The sequence below is a fragment of the Cryobacterium sp. PAMC25264 genome (assembly GCF_019443325.1).
GTDB lineage: Bacteria > Actinomycetota > Actinomycetes > Actinomycetales > Microbacteriaceae > Cryobacterium.
In genome coordinates this window covers 3,392,797-3,410,147 of record NZ_CP080383.1, presented here as the reverse complement: position 1 = coordinate 3,410,147, position 17,351 = coordinate 3,392,797, and the positions used below count along the sequence as shown (strand labels likewise).

At 68.2% G+C, this 17,351-nt stretch carries 22 protein-coding genes; 4 read left to right on the top strand and 18 right to left on the bottom strand.

The annotated features are described in order from the left end of the window. Positions 1-43: 43 nt before the first annotated feature. Entirely contained in the window at positions 44-688 is a 645-nt protein-coding gene (locus KY500_RS15970) for a TetR/AcrR family transcriptional regulator (protein ID WP_219901385.1), read from the top strand. A gap of 22 nt (positions 689-710) precedes the next feature. On the opposite strand, the gene KY500_RS15965 is transcribed toward KY500_RS15970, so the two are convergent. From KY500_RS15965 to KY500_RS15930, 8 genes are all read right to left on the bottom strand, one after another. Then, positions 711-1,121, bottom strand: a complete 411-nt coding sequence (locus KY500_RS15965) for a VOC family protein (RefSeq protein WP_219901384.1) — start codon at positions 1,119-1,121, stop codon at positions 711-713. 10 nt (positions 1,122-1,131) lie between these two features. Continuing rightward, the gene (locus KY500_RS15960; protein ID WP_219901383.1) at positions 1,132-1,614 is read right to left on the bottom strand and encodes a helix-turn-helix transcriptional regulator; all 483 of its coding nucleotides are present in this window, start codon (positions 1,612-1,614) and stop codon (positions 1,132-1,134) included. 76 nt (positions 1,615-1,690) lie between these two features. Beyond that, positions 1,691-1,876: a hypothetical protein gene (locus KY500_RS15955; RefSeq protein ID WP_219901382.1), complete on the bottom strand. Its 186-nt coding sequence runs from the start codon at positions 1,874-1,876 to the stop codon at positions 1,691-1,693. Beyond that, a complete protein-coding gene (locus KY500_RS15950; protein WP_219901381.1) occupies positions 1,876-2,781 on the bottom strand; it encodes a heparan-alpha-glucosaminide N-acetyltransferase domain-containing protein in 906 nt (301 codons plus the stop codon). Before KY500_RS15950 ends, KY500_RS15955 begins: the two co-directional genes overlap by 1 nt. A gap of 99 nt (positions 2,782-2,880) precedes the next feature. Further along, positions 2,881-3,504 (bottom strand): hypothetical protein, encoded by a 624-nt coding sequence (locus KY500_RS15945; protein ID WP_219901380.1) that lies wholly within the window; start codon positions 3,502-3,504, stop codon positions 2,881-2,883. 291 nt (positions 3,505-3,795) lie between these two features. Further along, positions 3,796-3,954 carry a hypothetical protein gene (locus KY500_RS19515; RefSeq protein WP_255579448.1) on the bottom strand — a complete coding sequence of 53 codons (159 nt, stop codon included), beginning with the start codon at positions 3,952-3,954 and terminating at the stop codon, positions 3,796-3,798. A gap of 133 nt (positions 3,955-4,087) precedes the next feature. After that, entirely contained in the window at positions 4,088-4,642 is a 555-nt protein-coding gene (locus tag KY500_RS15935; protein ID WP_219901379.1) for a PadR family transcriptional regulator, read from the bottom strand. 77 nt (positions 4,643-4,719) lie between these two features. Next, positions 4,720-5,178 carry a MarR family winged helix-turn-helix transcriptional regulator gene (locus KY500_RS15930; RefSeq protein ID WP_219901378.1) on the bottom strand — a complete coding sequence of 153 codons (459 nt, stop codon included), beginning with the start codon at positions 5,176-5,178 and terminating at the stop codon, positions 4,720-4,722. 224 nt (positions 5,179-5,402) lie between these two features. Here KY500_RS15930 and KY500_RS15925 point away from each other — a divergent pair, with 224 nt between their 5' ends. Next, positions 5,403-6,218 (top strand): bacteriorhodopsin-like, encoded by an 816-nt coding sequence (locus KY500_RS15925; protein ID WP_219901377.1) that lies wholly within the window; start codon positions 5,403-5,405, stop codon positions 6,216-6,218. 39 nt (positions 6,219-6,257) lie between these two features. On the opposite strand, the gene KY500_RS15920 is transcribed toward KY500_RS15925, so the two are convergent. The 4 genes from KY500_RS15920 to KY500_RS15905 all read right to left on the bottom strand — a co-directional run bounded on the left by KY500_RS15920 (position 6,258) and on the right by KY500_RS15905 (position 9,732). Beyond that, positions 6,258-6,872 (bottom strand): hypothetical protein, encoded by a 615-nt coding sequence (locus KY500_RS15920; protein ID WP_219901376.1) that lies wholly within the window; start codon positions 6,870-6,872, stop codon positions 6,258-6,260. A gap of 10 nt (positions 6,873-6,882) precedes the next feature. After that, a complete protein-coding gene (locus KY500_RS15915; RefSeq protein WP_219901375.1) occupies positions 6,883-7,761 on the bottom strand; it encodes an endonuclease/exonuclease/phosphatase family protein in 879 nt (292 codons plus the stop codon). 85 nt (positions 7,762-7,846) lie between these two features. Further along, positions 7,847-8,887 (bottom strand): LLM class flavin-dependent oxidoreductase, encoded by a 1,041-nt coding sequence (locus KY500_RS15910; RefSeq protein ID WP_219901374.1) that lies wholly within the window; start codon positions 8,885-8,887, stop codon positions 7,847-7,849. A 173-nt stretch (positions 8,888-9,060) separates the two neighbouring features. Next, positions 9,061-9,732: an NADPH-dependent F420 reductase gene (locus tag KY500_RS15905; RefSeq protein ID WP_219901373.1), complete on the bottom strand. Its 672-nt coding sequence runs from the start codon at positions 9,730-9,732 to the stop codon at positions 9,061-9,063. Between the two features lie 126 nt (positions 9,733-9,858). On the opposite strand from KY500_RS15905, the gene KY500_RS19510 reads away from it, so the two are divergent. Further along, complete coding sequence (locus KY500_RS19510; RefSeq protein ID WP_255579447.1) at positions 9,859-10,251, top strand: helix-turn-helix domain-containing protein; 393 nt, start codon at positions 9,859-9,861, stop codon at positions 10,249-10,251. A 180-nt stretch (positions 10,252-10,431) separates the two neighbouring features. Here KY500_RS19510 and KY500_RS15895 read toward each other — a convergent pair whose 3' ends face one another. Both KY500_RS15895 and KY500_RS15890 read right to left on the bottom strand, forming a co-directional pair. After that, complete coding sequence (locus KY500_RS15895) at positions 10,432-10,884, bottom strand: hypothetical protein (protein WP_255579446.1); 453 nt, start codon at positions 10,882-10,884, stop codon at positions 10,432-10,434. A gap of 36 nt (positions 10,885-10,920) precedes the next feature. Continuing rightward, a complete protein-coding gene (locus KY500_RS15890; protein ID WP_219901372.1) occupies positions 10,921-11,679 on the bottom strand; it encodes a hypothetical protein in 759 nt (252 codons plus the stop codon). Between the two features lie 419 nt (positions 11,680-12,098). Between KY500_RS15890 and KY500_RS15885 the strand changes: the two genes are divergently transcribed. Then, complete coding sequence (locus KY500_RS15885; RefSeq protein ID WP_219901371.1) at positions 12,099-12,995, top strand: glycine betaine ABC transporter substrate-binding protein; 897 nt, start codon at positions 12,099-12,101, stop codon at positions 12,993-12,995. Between the two features lie 499 nt (positions 12,996-13,494). Here the strand turns inward: KY500_RS15885 and KY500_RS15880 are convergent, their stop codons facing one another. From KY500_RS15880 to KY500_RS15865, 4 genes are read right to left on the bottom strand one after another with little or no spacing between them, the layout of a single operon-like run. Then, positions 13,495-14,421 (bottom strand): carbohydrate kinase, encoded by a 927-nt coding sequence (locus KY500_RS15880; RefSeq protein WP_219901370.1) that lies wholly within the window; start codon positions 14,419-14,421, stop codon positions 13,495-13,497. Continuing rightward, on the bottom strand, positions 14,418-15,416 hold the full coding sequence (locus KY500_RS15875) for a glycosyl hydrolase family 32 (RefSeq protein ID WP_219901369.1): 999 nt from the start codon (positions 15,414-15,416) through the stop codon (positions 14,418-14,420). Before KY500_RS15875 ends, KY500_RS15880 begins: the two co-directional genes overlap by 4 nt. A gap of 8 nt (positions 15,417-15,424) precedes the next feature. Continuing rightward, a complete protein-coding gene (locus tag KY500_RS15870) occupies positions 15,425-16,363 on the bottom strand; it encodes a carbohydrate ABC transporter permease (RefSeq protein ID WP_219901368.1) in 939 nt (312 codons plus the stop codon). A gap of 2 nt (positions 16,364-16,365) precedes the next feature. Continuing rightward, on the bottom strand, positions 16,366-17,319 hold the full coding sequence (locus tag KY500_RS15865; protein ID WP_219901367.1) for a carbohydrate ABC transporter permease: 954 nt from the start codon (positions 17,317-17,319) through the stop codon (positions 16,366-16,368). Positions 17,320-17,351 lie beyond the last annotated feature (32 nt).

Below are 17,351 nucleotides of genomic sequence, written 5' to 3'. Positions count from 1 at the left end.
ACCACAGTATGGACCAAGCGGTCCAGTGAGCTACGATCGAAAAATGGAGGAGAAGAAGATCACAGCCCGCGGCCGGGCCACTCGGCAGCGGATCATCGAGGCCACCGGCGAGCAGATCCTCGCCGCGGGGATCGGCGGCACCACTCTGGACACCGTGCGTGCGGCCACGCTCACTAGCAAGAGCCAGCTCTTCCACTACTTTCCCGGCGGCAAGACCGAGCTCGTGCGCGAGGTCGCAACCTGGGAGGGTCAGCAGCTCCTCGAGGCCCAGGAGCCATTCGTCCACGACCTGAGCACCTGGGAGTCCTGGAACCAGTGGCGTGCCGCCCTGGTGGAGTACTACCTGGGCCTGGGGCGCTGGGCGTGCCCGATCGGGTCGCTGGCCACGCAGGCCGCCATGACCGATCCCGACCTGGAGGCATTCCTGGGCGCCAGCATGGCTGACTGGCGGGACTTGCTGGCAGTGGGCGTGACAAAAATGCAGGCCGCCGGTCAGATCGACCGGGAGGTCGACCCCCAGCGCATTGCCGTGGTGATCCTCGCCGCCATCCAGGGCGGGCTCGTGCTCAGCCAGCCGATGCACTCGGCCTGGCCGCTCGAAGCGGCCCTCGACTCCGCGCTGGAGCCGCTGCACCAGGCGGCCCTCGCCGACCGCCGGGTTCCGTCCTCGCCGCCCGCCGACGCCTAGGGTCTCGCCGACAGCGCGATGCCTAGTCGGCCGGCGCCTGAGCGATGCGCACGGTGTTGCCCGACGGGTCGCGGAAGGCGCAGTCGCGCGGGCCCCAGGGCTGGTCGATCGGTTCCTGCAGCACCTCGGCGCCCGAGGCGCGGAGGGTCTCGAAGGTCGCGTCGACGTCGTCGGAGCGGAAGACGAGCATCGGCAGCACGCCCTTGGTGAGCAGCTCCTGCATCGCGTCGCCGTCGGCCGGCGAGCGTCCGGCGTGCGGTTCGGAGAGCACGATCTCGAGCCCAGGCTGCGCGTCGCTGCCCAGGGTGACCCAGCGGTACCTGCCCGAAGGCACATCGCTTCGCACCTGCAGGCCGAGGGCGCCGCTGTAGAAGGCGATGGCCTCATCGACGTCGTTCACGGTGATGTTGCAGTACTGCAGTGAGATTGTCATACCGGCGACTTTAGGCCGCCGCCGCGCAGCCGGCTTCTTCGATCCTGCTCGAAGCGGGACGGCTCGACACGGGACCGCTCGACGAGCCGGATGCGCCAGTGCGTGCCGGACGCGTGTGTGCCATCGCCACACAGGCCGGCATGGCCTTGACCGCGCCGTGCTCATGGCGGCGGTACGCGCTCGGGCTCTCGCCCACGATCTCGGTGAACCGGGAACTGAACGAGCCGAGCGAGGTGCAGCCGACCGCCATGCACGCATCCGTCACGGTCGCACCGGCCCGCAACAGCTGCATCGCCCGCTCGATGCGGCGGGTCATCAGGTAGTTGTAGGGCGTTTCGCCGTAGGCCGCACGGAACTGCCGGGAGAAATGCGCGGGCGACATCAGCGCGCGCCGGGCGATGGTGGGCACGTCCAGCGGTTGGGCGTAGTCCCGGTCGATGAGGTCACGCGCGCGGCGCAGGCACACCAGATTCTCGAGCTCCTGCGGGGTCATGCCCCGACGGTAGCACGCGCCATAACGCTCCGCGAGAGCGAGGGGGTGGCTACATCAGCGCCGTGAAGCGGCACTTTCACCGTTCTCGCGGGCGCCGGAAGAAGCCGGGGTGGTACCGGCCGCTGACCACGCCGATTAGCCATTCGATCGGCCCACGGCCCACGAACCGCCACCAGAGGATGCCTACGATGGGCACGCCCACGACGAGAACCAGCCAAGCCACCGGGTCGGTGCTGCCGAAGCGGATGCCGTTCTTGTACATCAGCGCCACCACCCCACCTGGAACACATAGAGCGACAGCGAGATCGAGCCGATCGCCCGTAGAGGCAGGAAGACCGCGCGCACGACGGTCGCGGCGGGTCTCTGGCGGATCGAGTTGAGCAGCATGATGAGGCCGAGCGCCAGCAGCACCAGCCCGGTGTCGTGCAGGGTGTCGAGGTAGCTGCCTGTGGGGCTGAACTCGGCTCCGGTGACGCTTCGGATCAGCGGGTCGGCGAACCACGCGGGCACGGCGATCGCCAGCAGCACCCACCCGGCGGTGCGGCCGCCGAAACGGATGCGGAACAGCAGCGCACCGAACAGGAACCAGGGCAGCAGGTTGGTCACCCGGTAGTGCGGGCTGAGGAAGACCCACTCGAGCAGGAAGCTCGCCGGGGTGCGCTCGCCCACCGTGATGAGCGGGCCGGTGGCGGCCAGCATCAGGTCGTTGAGCGGGGCGCCCAAAACCAGGACCACCGCCAACGCGGCGATCAACGCCCGGGTGCGGAGCAGCACCAGCGGAGTGCCGATGGCGAGCACGATGCCCAGAAACGACAACACGACCGCGATCCAGCTGCCCCAACTGGCCAGCCACAGGCCCAGCCCCACCAGGATGGCGCCGCGGATGATGTTCTGTACGAGTACGGAACGCACCGCCCCGCGACTGTTTCCAGCCTTGGCCAGCACGATCGCCGCCGCGGCGCCCATCGTGGTGGCGAACAGCGGCGAGGCGACGTCATTGAGCTGCCCCTGCAGGAAGAGGGTGGCGGCCGGTTGGGTGGCCATGACCGGCCCCGCGTGCGCGACGAGCATCGCCATGATCGCGACGCCGCGCGCCACATCGGGCACGAGGTAGCGGTCGGCCTGGAGGCGCGGTGCGATCGGCGTGACGACGGCGGACCCGGTCATGCGGTGACCTCTCGACGGGGCGTGCGGATGTGTTTCACCGTACTGCAGGTCTGTGCCCCGGCATGTCTCGGACTACCAAACCGACGCGGCCGCGGCGATTCAGCGCCGCTCGAGTGCCTCGACGGCGTGTGGAGAACTGTCGCCAGCCGGCCGCCGCGGCGTCGCCGCGAGGTACACCAGGGTGAAGCCCGCGAGCATCGAGCCGGCACCGCCCCAGACGAGGTCGCCGATGGTGTCGGTGTAGCCCACATAGATGGCGTCGTCGACGAAGGTATGCCCGAGCCACTCGAAAATCTCCCACACGAATCCGAGGGAGAAGCCGAGCGCCGTGGTCATGGTCACGGCGGATGCGACGGGGCGGGGGAGGGCCGAGGTGTCGGACAACACCCCGAGGCGCACGAGTACGAGGTACAGCAGGACGGCGCAGAGGCCGTTCGTGAGGAAATGCATGGGGATGTCCCACCAGCGCACGGTGACATAGAGGTCAAGCACGCTGCTCCACACGGCCACGAGCAGCACCACACCGAAGGCGATGTCGACGCTCGGACGCACCTGTGCCAGACGGGACAGCACCATGCCGCCGGCCACGAGAGACACGCTCACCCCGGCTACCGGCCCCCAGCCCACCCCGGCAACCACGATTCCCACGAGTGCGAGAGCCCTGAGGGCGTCGGCGAACGTCTCGGCGGCGCCACTCGGCGGCTGCGGCGCGGTGAAACCCATGAAAAAACCCTAATCCGGCCGGCCCGGAAATTTCCTGAACACGCCGGGTTCTCGGCCTGCACGGCGAGGTCGACCATGTCGCGGAATGGAGCCCCCTGTGTGATGTCGCCAACGCATTCGCCTCCCGGGATCTCGACAAGCTCGATCAACGTATTAGTCACGACCAGCTCGTCCCTCGCGGTGAACCTCGCCGGGCTCAGCCCAGCGCGACCACCACGGTGAGCGCCGCGAGCAGCGCGCAGAGCGGCGCCATGGTCCACCGCTCCGGCCGCGACCGGGAGGCCGCGTTCATCACGATCCCGAGCGCGAAGTACCCCGCCAGCACCCAGACCGCCACGGCCACCACACCGGCCAGGGCAGCACGGTGGCCAGGCCGGCCCGCTGCAGCACCAGCACCGCGAAGATGAGGTAGAGCCCGATCGAGATGGCGCTGCCCAGCCGCTTCTGCACGGGCAGCACCCGGTCCTGCCCTCCCCAAGCGAAGTGGCCGAGCGGGCGCCGGCGATCAGCGCGGTCTGGAAGACGATCAGCCCGGCCATCAGCGCGCTGAAGAGCAGGGCCGCTCCCGTCACCAGGCCCGCGCTCATTGCGACCTCTGGGCGGCTGTGGCCTGGCCGTCGAGAACGTCCAACGCGTCGTGGGCCCAGGCGAGGGTGGCCCGGGCAGCGTGCTCGCCGGCCATGACCGTGAGCAGGATGTAGGGGGCATCCGCGCTGTCGTCGGCCTCGACCTCGGCGCGGATGGCGCTCAGCCCGGCCAGTTCGGCTTCGGCTCGACTCCGGGCGTCCTGCACGAGGCGCCGGCATGCGTCCGGGCCCAGCTGGCGCCCGAAGAACAGCCGGAGCAACAGGCCATTACGTGGCTTTTCCCGGGCAGGGGCCTCGGCCAGCAGCTCGCGCAGCCGCTGCACTCCGCTGGGTGTCACGGCGAAGATGGACGACCCGGAGCGCAGCGACTCCCGGCGCTCGATCAGGCCGTCGCGTTCCAGGAGCGTGAGTGCGGGATAGATCTGACCGAAGCTCTCGGACCAGAACTGTCCGAGGGTGTCGCGGATCTGTTCCCGCAGGGCGTACCCGGTCATCGGAGCAAGGCTGAGCCCACCGAGCACGGCCATCTGGGTTTGATCTGACACCGACATCGTCAGCTCCGTTCTGTCCTTCATATATCTATCAGATATATAACCGCGTGGCAATGGGTGAACTCCGGGAGGGTGGGTCAGGGGCGCCCGGAGCGGGTGCGCACCTCGGCAGCGACCGAGGTGAGCGCAGCGGTGAAGTCCGCCAGCTGGTCGGCGCTCAGGCTCGAGGTGGAGTCCGAGAGCATCTCCGCGAAGTCGTGGTGGATCTGCCCCATGATCGCATGACCGTCCGGCGTGAGCTCCAGGTAGAGGCTGCGGCGGTCGCCGGGATGGTCGGTGCGGGTGACGAAACCGGCGTCGACGAGGCGCCGGGCGATCGCGGTGACGGCGCCAGTTGTGAGGCCGAGGTGGGCGGCCAGATCCTTGGGCGTGATGCTCACGGCCTGGGCCACCCGGAACAGCGCGCGAAGCTCGGTTCCGGACAGGCCGGCGTCCTCCGCGATTCGGCGCCGATTGCCCTCGAGGGCGCTGACGAAAGCGGATGCTGCGGCCGGAAAGCCGGTGAGCGTGTGCGACGCCCGATCGGGATTGTGCATGTCTCCTCCGGCTGGAGCGGCGAGCCTGCTGGGTCGCGGCGGGTGAAAGCAGTCTATCGACACTCCCGGCAAAGAAGTTCACTTAATAGTTGACTTAGTAAGTCACTTAACGGTTCAATGATCCTGCCATCGCATTTTGCGGGTGGTTGTCACCTGTTCCTGCACCCGTTTCTCTCACGCAGTTCCTCACATAACTCACGCAGTTCCTCACAAAGGAGTGCATCATGATTCCCGACATCCTGTCCCCCGGGCAATACGACACCGTCTACAACTTCCTGTCCCTGGTGATTGCTGCGCAGCTCTTCACCGCGGTGTTCCTGCTTATCTCCCTGCCTCGCATCCTGCCGCGCTACCGGGCCGCGATCACGGTGGCCATCGTGGTCTGCGGCATCGCCGCGTATCACTACTTCCGCATCTTCGACTCGTTCAAGGCGGCGTTCGTCACCGAGGCGGCCGGCGGGCAGGGCGACTACGCGCAGGCAGCCGGTGTGGGGTTCAACGAGGGCTACCGGTACGTGGACTGGTTGCTCACCGTGCCGCTGCTGCTTGTGGAGCTGATCGCCGTGCTGGCGCTCGCACGCTCGGTGCAGACCCGGCTCTTGCGCGGGCTGGTTCCGGCCGCCGCGCTCATGATCATCCTCGGCTACCCGGGTGAGATCAGCGGAGATAACGGGGTGCGCGGGCTGTTCGGCCTGTTGTCCACCATCCCGTTCCTCTACATCCTCTACGTTCTGTTCGTGCAGCTGAGCAAGTCGCTCGACCGGCAGCCGAAGAGCGTGCGCGCCACGCTGGGGCGGCTGCGTTATCTGCTGCTGCTGAGCTGGGGCGTCTACCCGATCGCCTACCTGCTGCCGCTGCTCAACATCGCCGGATCCGACGCCTGGGTCTACAAGCAGGTGGGGTACTCCGTGGCCGACATCCTCGCCAAGGCCGTCTACGGGCTGATCATCTACCAGGTGGCCCGCATGAAGTCCTTCGACGACGACCCCACCTTCGCCGGTATCGAGCTCTCCCGCGACGAAGAGCCGGTGCGCAGCTAGACGAGCGGATGCGCCGCCCGGGGCGGTTCGACCGGCCGGTCACGCCCCGGAGTCGGTGAGGCTGTCGTGCGGGGTCGTCACGCTGACGGCCCCGTCGGTGAGGTAGGTCATGCAGCAGCCGGCGACGAGCGCCCCGGCGCCGCCCCAGACCAAGTCGCCGATCGAGTCGGTGTAGCCCACGAAAATGGCCTGGTTGATGAAGGTGTGGCCGATCCACTCGAACACCTCCCAGATCACGCCGAGGCCGAGCCCGAGCGCCGTGGTCACCACGACGGTCGACAGCATCGGCCGGGGCAGGGTGTCCGGGTCGGCGACGATCCGCAGCTGCACCAGCACGATGTAGAGCAGCGCGGCGCAGAGGCCGTTGGTGACGAAGTGCACCGGCAGATCCCACCAGCGGGTGGTGATGTAGATGTCTAGGACGCTGCTCCACACGGCCACGAGCACGACGATACCGAACGCGATGTCCACGCTCGGCCGCAGCCCCAGCAGCCGCGGCACCAGCATCCCCACCGCCACGACGGTCAGACTCACCCCGGAAAGCGGGCCCCACCCGACGCTCGCCACGACGATGCCCACCACGGCCAGCGAGCGCAGCACATCGGCCGTTGTCTCTGCGATTCCCGACGGGCGCCGAAGCAATGTCTGGATCATGGGCAGCGCACTAGTCGATGTGGGGCCGAACGGCGTGGGGTCGATCCGCGGCGGCCGCGGAGCGCAGCACGGCCTGCACTGGTTCGTGGTCGGACGCCGCTCGGCCGTCGAACCGGGCGGCGTTGATGCCCGCGCTCAGCACGTCGACGCCGGGTCCCACCAGGACGAAGTCGATGCGGGTGCCGCCCGGACGCGGCTGCCGGTAGTTCGAGAAGGTACCCCACTCCGGCGTCAGCCGATCGGATGCCGCAGCCCAGCTGTCCCGGAGCCGGCCCGGCGCGGTCAACCGACGGTAGACCTCCGAGTTCACCGAGGTGTTGAGATCGCCGGTGACCGCGACCGTGGTGGCGGGGTCGAGGCGGTACGCGTCGCGCACCAGGGTGAGGATGAACCCGGCCGAGCGCAGCCGGGAGCGGCGGGAGAGGTGGTCGAAGTGCGTGTTGATCGCCAGCACGGAGGCCCCGGTGGCGGTGTCGGTGAAGGCGGCCGACACGGCGATGCGTCGCACGAGGTTGCCCCACGAGCGTGACCCGTGCTCGTTGGGAGTGTCCGAGAGTGCGTGCTGGCGCCACTCGTTCAGGTGCAGACGTGCGGAGTCGTAGAAGATCGGGTTGTGCTCGTCGTGTCCGGCGGGGTGCCGGCCTCGGCCCACCCAGTCATAGCCGGCCCCGAGGACGTCGGAGAGGAACTCGACCTGGTCGGGCAGCGCCTCCTGCACACCGATCAGGCTGGGCTGCTCTGTCGTGAGCAGGCGCCCCACCAGTGCCTTGCGGCCGTCCCACCGGTCGGGGCTGCCCGGTCGCAGGGTGGGCAGCCGGCGACGGATGTTGAAGGTCATCACGTGCAGATCGGGTGCGGTCACCCTGCCGATCAGTGCTGCATCCGCCATGCACTCCACGCTACCGAACTGAGACAAAAGCACCAGGATGAGCGACTTTTCGGGGCCTAACTCACGGTTCGCGGAGGCCGTAGGCCTATTTCGCGGCGAGCAGCCGGGCCACGCGGGGCTTTACCTCTGTGGCGAGCAGGGTGATCGACTCCAGCAGGTGCTCGTGCGGTAGGCCGCCCAGGTCACCCTGCAGGAAGTGCCGCATGTGGCCGAGGTAGCCGTGCAGGTGCACGATGCGCTCCGCGACGTCGTCGGGGTCGCCCACGTAGTACGCGCCCGGTGCGTGGCTCTGGGCCAGGTACTGCCGGCGGTCGGGGGCACCCCAGCCGCGCAGTCGGCCCATCTCCACGTTGAGGTTGTACCAGCCCGGGTAGAACCGGTCCAGCGCCTCCTGCTTCGTCGGCGCGACCAGGCCGGAGGTGGCCACCGACACCTTGAGGTTCTCGGTGTGCCCGGCCTGCGCGGCCGACCGTCGGTATAGCTCGGTCAGCGGAGCGAACCGGTGCGGCTCGCCGCCGATGATGCCGTACGACACCGGTAGCCCCAGCTTGCCGGCCCGGGCCGACGATGCCGCGTTGCCGCCGGTGGCCAGCCAGATCGGTAGCCGGCCGGCGACCGGACGGGGCACCACGGCCAACTCGTCGAGCGTGGGGCGCACGGTGCCCGACCAGCTCACCGTCTCGGTGGGGCTGTTGTTTATGGTCATCAGCAGGTCTAGCTTCTCCGCGTAGAGCCGGTCGTACTCGGCCAGGTCATAGCCGAACAGGGGGAACGTCTCGACGGAGGAGCCCCGGCCCGCGGTGATCTCCACCCGGCCGCCGCCGGAGATGGCGTCGGCGGTGGCGAGCTGCTGGAACACCCGCACCGGGTCATCCGTGCTGATGATGCTCGCCGCACTGCCCAGGATGATCTGACTGGTGGCCGCGGCCGCCGCGGCGATCACGGCGCCGGGGGAGGATGCCGGCATGCTCACGGTGTGGTGCTCGCCGATGCCGAAGTAGTCCAATCCGGTCCGGTCAGCCGCCACGATGGCACCGAAGAGATTGCGGATGCCCTCTGCCGTGCTCCGCGGGCTGCCGTCGGGGTTCAACGGGGTGTCGCCGAAGCTGTAGGCGCCGATTTCCATGAGTCTGTCCTCTGTCTGTGGAGTGTGTCTGTGGCGGAGTGTGTCTGTAGCGGAGCGTGATGTGGCGGAGCTGGTCCGGTTGGAGCGTGATGTGCGCGAACACCCGTGTAACTGCTCTCGAACCGGACAACTGGTCCCGATGTGCCGGGTGCAATTGTCCGGATCGGGGCCAGTTAGGCGGCTTCGGTTGTCTCCCGGGCGGCCAGCGCCGGTCCAGCGGAGAGCTCCAGCTCGGCGGTGAGTTCGGCCGCGGTGTGCCTGCCGCCGAAGACCGGCGAGCCCGGCTCGAACGCCACGCCGGCCTCGAGCGGGCCGGCGTAGACGGCGTCGAAGCCGAAGCGTTCGATGACCCCGGCGACGACGGATGCGGCATCCGCGTCACCGGCGATGGCCAGCGCGTGCCGGTCGGCGGCGCCGGCGGGCCGGGCGTCGGTCTCCAGGTCGTGGTACCCGATGTGGTTGAGCGTCTTCACCAGGCGGGTGCCGGCGAAGTACTCGGCGACGATCTCGCTGCTACCGCGCGGGTCGCCCGCGAACTCGTCGAGCTGGCCGTCGATGGGCTGCCAGTAGTTCATGGTGTCGAGCACGATCTTACCCACGAGGGTGGCTGGGTCGACGCTGCGGAACTTGTGCATCGGTACGGCGAGCACCACCAGGTCGGAGGTAGCGGCGACCTCGGCGGCGGTCATTGCCACGGCGCCCGGGGTGACGATGTCGACGATCAGCTGGATGTCGGCGGCGGGGCCGGAGCCGGCGATGTGCGCGACGTAGCCGGAGGCCAGGGCGGTGCGGGCGATAGCGGAGCCGACGCGGCCCGCTCCGAGTATGCCGATCGTGGTGACCATGGGGGCCTTTCTGCAGGAACGCTTGCGCCCGAGTGCGAACGCCGATATTCAACGATGGCAAACCTCGCGGCTGAGCGCCAACCGGTGGTAAGCTGCTAATCAATAGTTAGTGAGTAGGAGATTGTTGTGATCCAGCCCGCGGAGCACGCCGTCGCAGACCGTGATGTCACCGGCAGCGTGAGCGACTCGACCTTCGCCCTCGACGAGGAAGAGTGCCGCCGGTTCCAGATCTCCGTGGAGTTGGCTGGCCGCAAGTGGAGCGCCGCGATCCTCATGGCCGGCGCCCGCGGCGCTCGCCGGTTCTCGGAGTACCGCGCCCTCGTGGAGGGTATCTCCGATCGGTTGCTCGCCGCCCGGCTCAAGGAGCTGGAGCAGGAGGGCCTGATCGAACGCGATGTTCGGCCCACCACCCCGGTGTCGATCAGCTACAACCTGACCCCGTCCGGCCTCCAGCTGATCTCACTGCTGCATCCGCTCGTCACCTGGAGCCGTCCCCGCCAGGGCGTGTCCGCCTCCTAGCCGTTCCCGTCTCCGGCTTCGCCCAGATCCCGAGGTTGGGTCGCCTGGTTTCGGCAGGCTCAACCAGCGTGTGGGTGGGACCAGTTCGTTGGTCGAGCTTGCCCAGACCCCGTGAGCTGGCCTCGATTCGTGGGTCGTGTCGCTTGGTTTCGGCAGGCTCAATCAGCGTGGCTTCCGCCGCTATTTCGCGCGCCGCACCAGGGCCGCGGTGCTCCACAGCGCCCAGGCCACCAGCAGCGGCTGGCCGAACAAGCGGCCGATGCGCTTGGCGTCGGTGTCCAGCCCGAACGCATCCTTGTGGTGCACGGCCTGGGCGATGTTGCCGGGGAAGATCGCGGTGAAGAAGGTGGCGGCGAGCAGCCCCACCTTGCCGCGCAGGCTGGTCGGGGCGAACAGCAGTGCGCTCCCGAGCGAGATCTCGGCCACGCCGGAGAGCAACACCGTGGTGTCTTCCTTCAGTGGCACGAACTCGGGCACCTGGGCGCGAAAGTCGTCCCGCGCAAAGGTGAGGTGGCTCGTGCCGGCCAGCACGAGGATCGCGCCGAGCACGATTCGGGCCGCGGTGCGTGCCTTGGCTGCGGGCGGGGTGGATGCGTGTGCTGCGGATTCGTGTGCGTAGCGGCGGTTTGTCATGAAAGCTCCTTCTCGATGAGGCGAAACGGGACCCGGCTAGCGGATGCCGGCGATGCGCTCCAGGCCGGCACGCAGGATGAGCTCCTCGGGGTCGGCGAGCAGGTGGTGGTTGAGGTAGAGCCCCTCCAGCCACTCGAGTACCTCGGCCTCAGGCAGTCCAACGGCGTCCCAGTCCACCCCGGGCCGGGCGAGCACGGCAGGCTGGCCATTGGTCGGGTCGGTCCAGGCGGAGGCCAGGGGCAGGTCGGGCTCATCGTGCTCGGCGTTCCAGAGCAGCGCGATCGGGTGGTTGGGTCCGTCGATGTGGTCGTGGCCCACGTGTCCGGCGCCGAGCCACGGCAGCATCAGCTGTTCGCCCTCCAGCTCGAGGTCCACGACCTCCAGCTGCACGGGTTCCTCCGGGCTGGTCGCGTAGACGGTGAGGCCCAGGGCGCTCCACTCGGCGGCTTCGGCGGCATCCATGGTGAGTTCTTCGAGCAGTTCGCTTACATGGTTGACGAACGGCACGGCCCAGGCCAGCAGCTTCGCGGTGTCGGCGCGCGGCCACGGGCTGATGTCGCTGTCGACGCCGTCGGCGTTGTGGAAGTGGTGCTCGATGCCCCGCTCGGTCACATCGAAGTGCAGCTCGCCCTCTTCGAAGCCGATGTAGACCGCGGCGCCGTCTTCCAGCCACTGCGCATCCAGCACCGGGTACGCGAAGCGGGGCGGCAGGGGAGGCGCCACCAGGGGAAGAATGCCCAGGTTGAGCACCGCGCAGAACTGCGTGTTGGGCAGGCGAAGGCTGGGGTCAGACACCGGTCTCATCTTTCGTGAATCGTGGCGGGCGGCTGCCCATCCATCCAAGTATGGAGCAGGTCGCCGACGCCGCAGGATGCGGGGGCCGCCAATCCACGGCCTCCCGCCTGTAGCGGTAGTCGCACCATTGGTCGAATTCGCGCCGCGCCCGCGCGCTTGGCTACGGTTGCACAGGTCGAAATGGCCAACACAGCTAGGACGCGAGTGCAGGACGGGGCCTCACAGCCCCCGCCTGAACGCGTACGGTGCGGTGGCAATCGGGGCCATTCGGGCTCCGAATCGGGACCCTCTCCACGCGTGACCGGGGGAGCGGCCCACGCGATCCACCCGTCCACGAAGAGAGCGCCGCGCCCGGGCTTGCCCGCGGGGTGCTTTCTCGGCCGCACGCACCCGTGCGGCCAGAAACGGACACCAATCACATGAAGTCACGACATATCGCCGCGCTCTCCATCGCCGCTGTCGGCAGCCTGGTTCTCGCCGGATGCAGCGCCGACTCCGGTTCCGACGGCTCCTCAGGAGCAGACGGCGAAGCCAAAGACCTTTCCATCGCCGTCGTCTACGGTTGGGACGAGGGCATCGCCGTCTCCGTTCTCTGGGAGGCGATCCTGGAGGAAAAGGGCTACGACGTCTCCCTCGACTACGCCGATATCGGGCCAGCCTTCGTGGGGCTTTCGACCGGAGACTTCGATGTCTTCATGGACTCGTGGCTGCCCAACACCCACGAGGCCTACATCGAGCAGTACGGCGACGACATCACCGAGCTGGGCGTCTGGAACTCCGAGGGCCGCAACACCATCGCGGTGAACGCGGATGCCCCGATCGACTCGCTCGAGGAACTCGCCGCGAACGCCGACCTCTTCGACAACCGCATTGTGGGCACCGACCCCGGCGCGGGTCTGACCAAGATGACCGAGGAGAACGCGATTCCGCAGTACGGGCTGGAGGACATGGACTTCGTCATCTCATCGTCACCGGCCATGCTCACCCAGTTGCAGGCGGCGACGGATGCCGGCGAGAACATCGTTGTCACCCTGTGGCAGCCGCACTGGGCCTACGACTCCTTCGACCTGAAGAACCTCGACGACCCCAAGGGCGCCATGGGTGGCAGCGAGGACATGACCAGCTTCTCGCGGATGGACTTCGAGAAGGACTCCCCGCAGGCGGCCGAGTGGCTCTCGAAGTTCGAGATCGACCTGCCCACGCTGACCTCGCTCGAGTCCGCTCTGCTGGTGGACTACACCGGTGACGACTACGACAAGCCCGTCGCCGCCTGGATCGCGGACAACCGCGAGTGGGTCGACAGCCTCACCGAGTAATCCCCTGAGGGCCGCCGGGCGGGTAGCCCCACGGCGGTCGGGCGGGCGGCCCGGCTGCGCAAGTGTTGCGGGCTGATGCTGATGCTAGGACTGAGTTGCCACTTGACGCCCTCTCCCGGGCTCGCAATGGGCCTCAACTGCCATCTCACGCCGCTGTCGGTGGGTGAGTTGCCAGGTGGGGCCCATTGGCGTGCTGCGGAGGGGCCTCAACTGGCAAGTCAGCAACTCAGCAAGTGAGCAAGTGAGCAACTCCCCCGTCAGTAACTCCGCCCGTCAGTGACTCCGCTGGGCAGGCGTGCATAGCGGTTCGACCGCGCGAGTGCTGTGGGCCGATCCTGACGCCGAGCGCGCACCGAGTTGCCACTTGACGCCCTCTCCCGGGCTCGCAATGGGCGTCAGCTGCCATCTCGCAGCGCTGCTCGCGGGTGAGATGGCAGTTGGGGCCCATTGGCATGCTGCGAAGGGGCCTCAACTGGCAAGTCACCATCCCGCGTGTGGGTCAGGCGGCCGCCAGCTCCCTCCGGGTGGGCGGGTCGGCGCCGGGGCGGGAGACCGTGATGGCCGCCGCATCCGCGCTTTTCCGCATGATCTGCTCGAGCAGCCCGAGGGGCAGCTCGCGCAGGGCGTCGCGGCGGTCGGCGCCCACGAGGTCGGCCTCGAGCAGCCCGTCGATGAGCGCGCCCATGAAGGTGTCGCCGGCGCCGACGGTGTCGACCACTCTCACGAGCGGCGCGACGATCGCAACCCGGCCGGCAGGCGTGAGCGCAAAGGCACCGTTGCCGCCGAGGGTGACCACCACAACGGATGGCCCGGCCGCCAGCCACGCGGCCGCTGCGTCGGTCAGGCTCAGGTCGGGCTGCAGCCAGCGCAGGTCCTCATCGCTGACCTTCACCACATCGGCCAGCCCCACGAGATGTTCCACTTGGGCGCGGGCCGCGTCGGCATCGTCGATCAGCGCCGGGCGCACGTTCGGGTCGAAGCTGATCGTGGCCGTCGCGCGCCGGTCTGCAACGAGACGGGCCACCTCGGAGGCGCCCGGCTCGATCACCGTGGCGACCGACCCGATGTGCACCAGATCGGCCGGGCCGGCCAGTGAGGCATCCACCGACCAGGCCAGATCGAACTCATAGCTGGCGGCACCGGTCGCATCCAGCACCGCGGTGGCCGTGGAGGTCGACCCGGCGGCGCTCGCCGTGACCCGCACATGCGACTCCTCCAGCCAGCCGCGGACAACTCGGCCGCGGTCGTCGTCACCCAGGTGCGTGAGCAGCTGCGGATGCCGCCCCAACCGCCCCAGCGTCAGCGCAACGTTGGCCGGGCTGCCGCCGGGCGCCTCGTGCCGGGAGCCGTCGGTCCGCTGTACGAGATCCACCAGCGCTTCGCCCACCACGAGTACCTGGCGCTGGCCACGCTCATCCCCGCTCACAGTGCGGCTGCGGCGAGAGCGTGGTCGGCGACAGCGGAAACTGCGCCCGTGCGATGCACGAGCCCCCGCACCGGATCCGCCGTGACCGGAATCGGGTCGCTCAGTGTGCCGACGAACTCGCCGTCGACGATGTTGATGAAGCCGAGCAGCACCCAGCCCCCGTCGGCATCCTTCAGCAGTCGGGAGGCGTAGAGGTCGGTGCGGTCGAAGAGCACCGCGCCGGTGAAGTCCACCTGCTCCAGCCGGGCGTCCACGGCCACGCTGTACACGCCGCCCACCTCGCCCAACGCTTGGCGTTCGGGGGAGAGCTCGCTCACGCCGCAGCAGAACAACAACACGGGTACGCCGTCGACGATCTCGAACTGGAACACCTCCAGCTGGCCGAAGCCCTGGCCGGGCTGGCTGAGCGGCGGCTGCACCGTCCAGTTGCGCAGGTCGTCGCTGGTGGCGTGGCCGAGCACACCACGCACCCGCGGGTCGCCGGTCGCGGCGCGGGCGGTGATCAGCATCTGCCAGGTGCTCTCGCCGGGGAACCGGAACACCCACGGGTCGCGCCAGGCCTCGTCGTGCCAGACCGAGAGATCGAGCTTCTCGTACCAGGCGGGGTCCGCCTCCACGAGCGGTTCGGTCGAGACCTTGGTCCAGGTGAGCAGGTCGGGCGAGGTGGCCGCACCCACCCGCTGCACCATGGTGTCCTCGGCGCGGGAGGTGCCGGTGTAGAACATCCACCAGAGGCCGTCGTCATCCTGCACCACCGAACCGGTCCAAGTGGTGCCGTCGTCGAAGGCGGGCGCATCCGAGATGATCAGGGCATCCTGCACGACCGTCCAGTTGGTCAGATCGGTGCTCACGGCGTGACCCACGATCGGATGCCGGTGCCGCCGGTCGGGGTTGCCGAGGGCCTTGCTGGCGTGCAGGTAGAAGGCGTGGGTGACGCCGTCGACCTGTACGTACCAGGAGTCCCAGATCCACTTATCGGGCAGTTGGAGCGACATAACCGGGCCTAACCTTTCACACCGCTGGACGCGATGCTGTTGACGAATGAGCGTTGGAACGCGATGAACAGGGCCACCACGGGCAGGGTGATCAGCGTGGAGTACGCCATCACCTCGCCCCAGGAGACGTTGAGCTGGAAGAAGTACTGCACGCCCACCATGACCGGGCGGAGCTCCTCGGTTTGCACCACCATGAGTGGCCAGAGGTAGGAGTTCCAGGCGGGTAGGAACGTGAGGATGGCGACGGTGGCGATGGCCGGGCCGGAGAGCGGCATGACCACCTGGCGGTAGATGCGGAACCAGCCGGCGCCGTCCATGCGGGCGGCCTCGTCGAGCTCCTTGGGGATCGACTCGAAGTACTGGTGGAACAGGTAGATCGAGAAGGCGTTGGCCACGAACGGGATGATCTGCACCTGGTAGGTGTCGATCCAGCCCTTGGTGAAGAGGAACCCCATGTCGGTCAGCTCGAAGGAGGGCAGCTGGTTGACCCACCACACCAGCGGCAGCGCGAGGGTCTCGAACGGCACGATCAGGGTGGCGATGATGAGGGTGAGGATGACTGTCTTGCCGCGGATGCGCATCCGCGAGAGCGCGAACGCGGCCAGGCTGTTCACCAGGATGCCGGCGACCACGGTGATGGCCGAGATGCCGATGGAGTTGACCAGGAACCGGGCGGCCGGCACCCGGTCGAACACCGCCGCGTAGTTGTCCATCGAGATGTTGCCGATGGGCAGGAACGCGGCGATCGACGACAGGTCGCCGAAGATCTGCTGGTCGGGCTTCAGCGACGACACGAACATGAACAGGATCGGGAAGAGGAACAGCACGGTCAGGGCAATGCGGAGGATCCAGCCGCCGACGCCGATGACGCGCTTCTTCTTGGCCCTCGTCGCACCGAGCACGACGTGCGGGGCGGTCGTTGCGACAGCCACATCTGAGATCGCCATGATCAGGCCTTCTCTCTGCTGAGGAAGCGCTGCACGACCGAGATCAGCAGCACGATGACGAAGAATACGAGGGAGATCGCCGAGGCGTAGCCGGTCTCCTGTTGGGCGAAGCCGCTGCGCACGGCTTCGTAGACCACGGTGGTGGTGGAGTTCAGCGGGCCGCCCTGGGTCATCACGCTGATCTGGGTGAAGAGGCTGAGCGCCTGGATGGTGATGGTCACCAGAATGAGGCTGCGGGTGGCAGATAGGCCCGGCCAGGTGATGTAGCGGAAGCGCTGCCAGGCGGTGACGCCGTCGAGGTCGGCGGCTTCGTAAAGGTCGGCGGGGATGGTCTGCAGCCCGGAGAGCCAGATGATCATGTGGAAGCCCACGCCCTGCCAGACGGACATGAGGATGATCGCCGGCATCGAGGTGGCGGTGTTGTTCAGCCAGTCCGGTCCGGTGACCAGGCCCATCGTGACCCGTTCGATGATCACGTTGATCAGGCCGTCTTGGCGGTACATGAACAGCCAGAGCAGCGAGACGACCACCATGGAGGTGACCACCGGCAGGAAGTACACCGTGCGGAAGAAGGTGGTGCCCCGCACCTTCTTGTTCACCAGGATCGCCATCACCAGGGCGAGGCCGGCCTGGAGTGGCACGACGACCACGGCAAAATAGCCCACGTTGAGAAGCGCGCGGAAGAAGGCGGCATCCGCGAACAGTCGCACGAAGTTGTCGAGGCCGACGAACACCGCCGGGTAGGGCGAGATGAGCCGGGCGTTGGTGAAGGCGAGCCCGAACGCGAGGATCGCCGGGACGAAGATGAAGAGGGCCAGCAACAGCACGGCGGGGGCCAGCATGGCCAGCCCTGCGCGTTCCTCGCTCTTGCTGGTGCGGTCGCGCTTGGTGCGGCCGGGCCGAGCCGGGCCGCCGGCGGCGGGTGCCGCCGGGGGTCGTTCGATCGTGGTGGTCATGAGAGTCTCCCTGAGCGAGGGCGGGGGTGCGG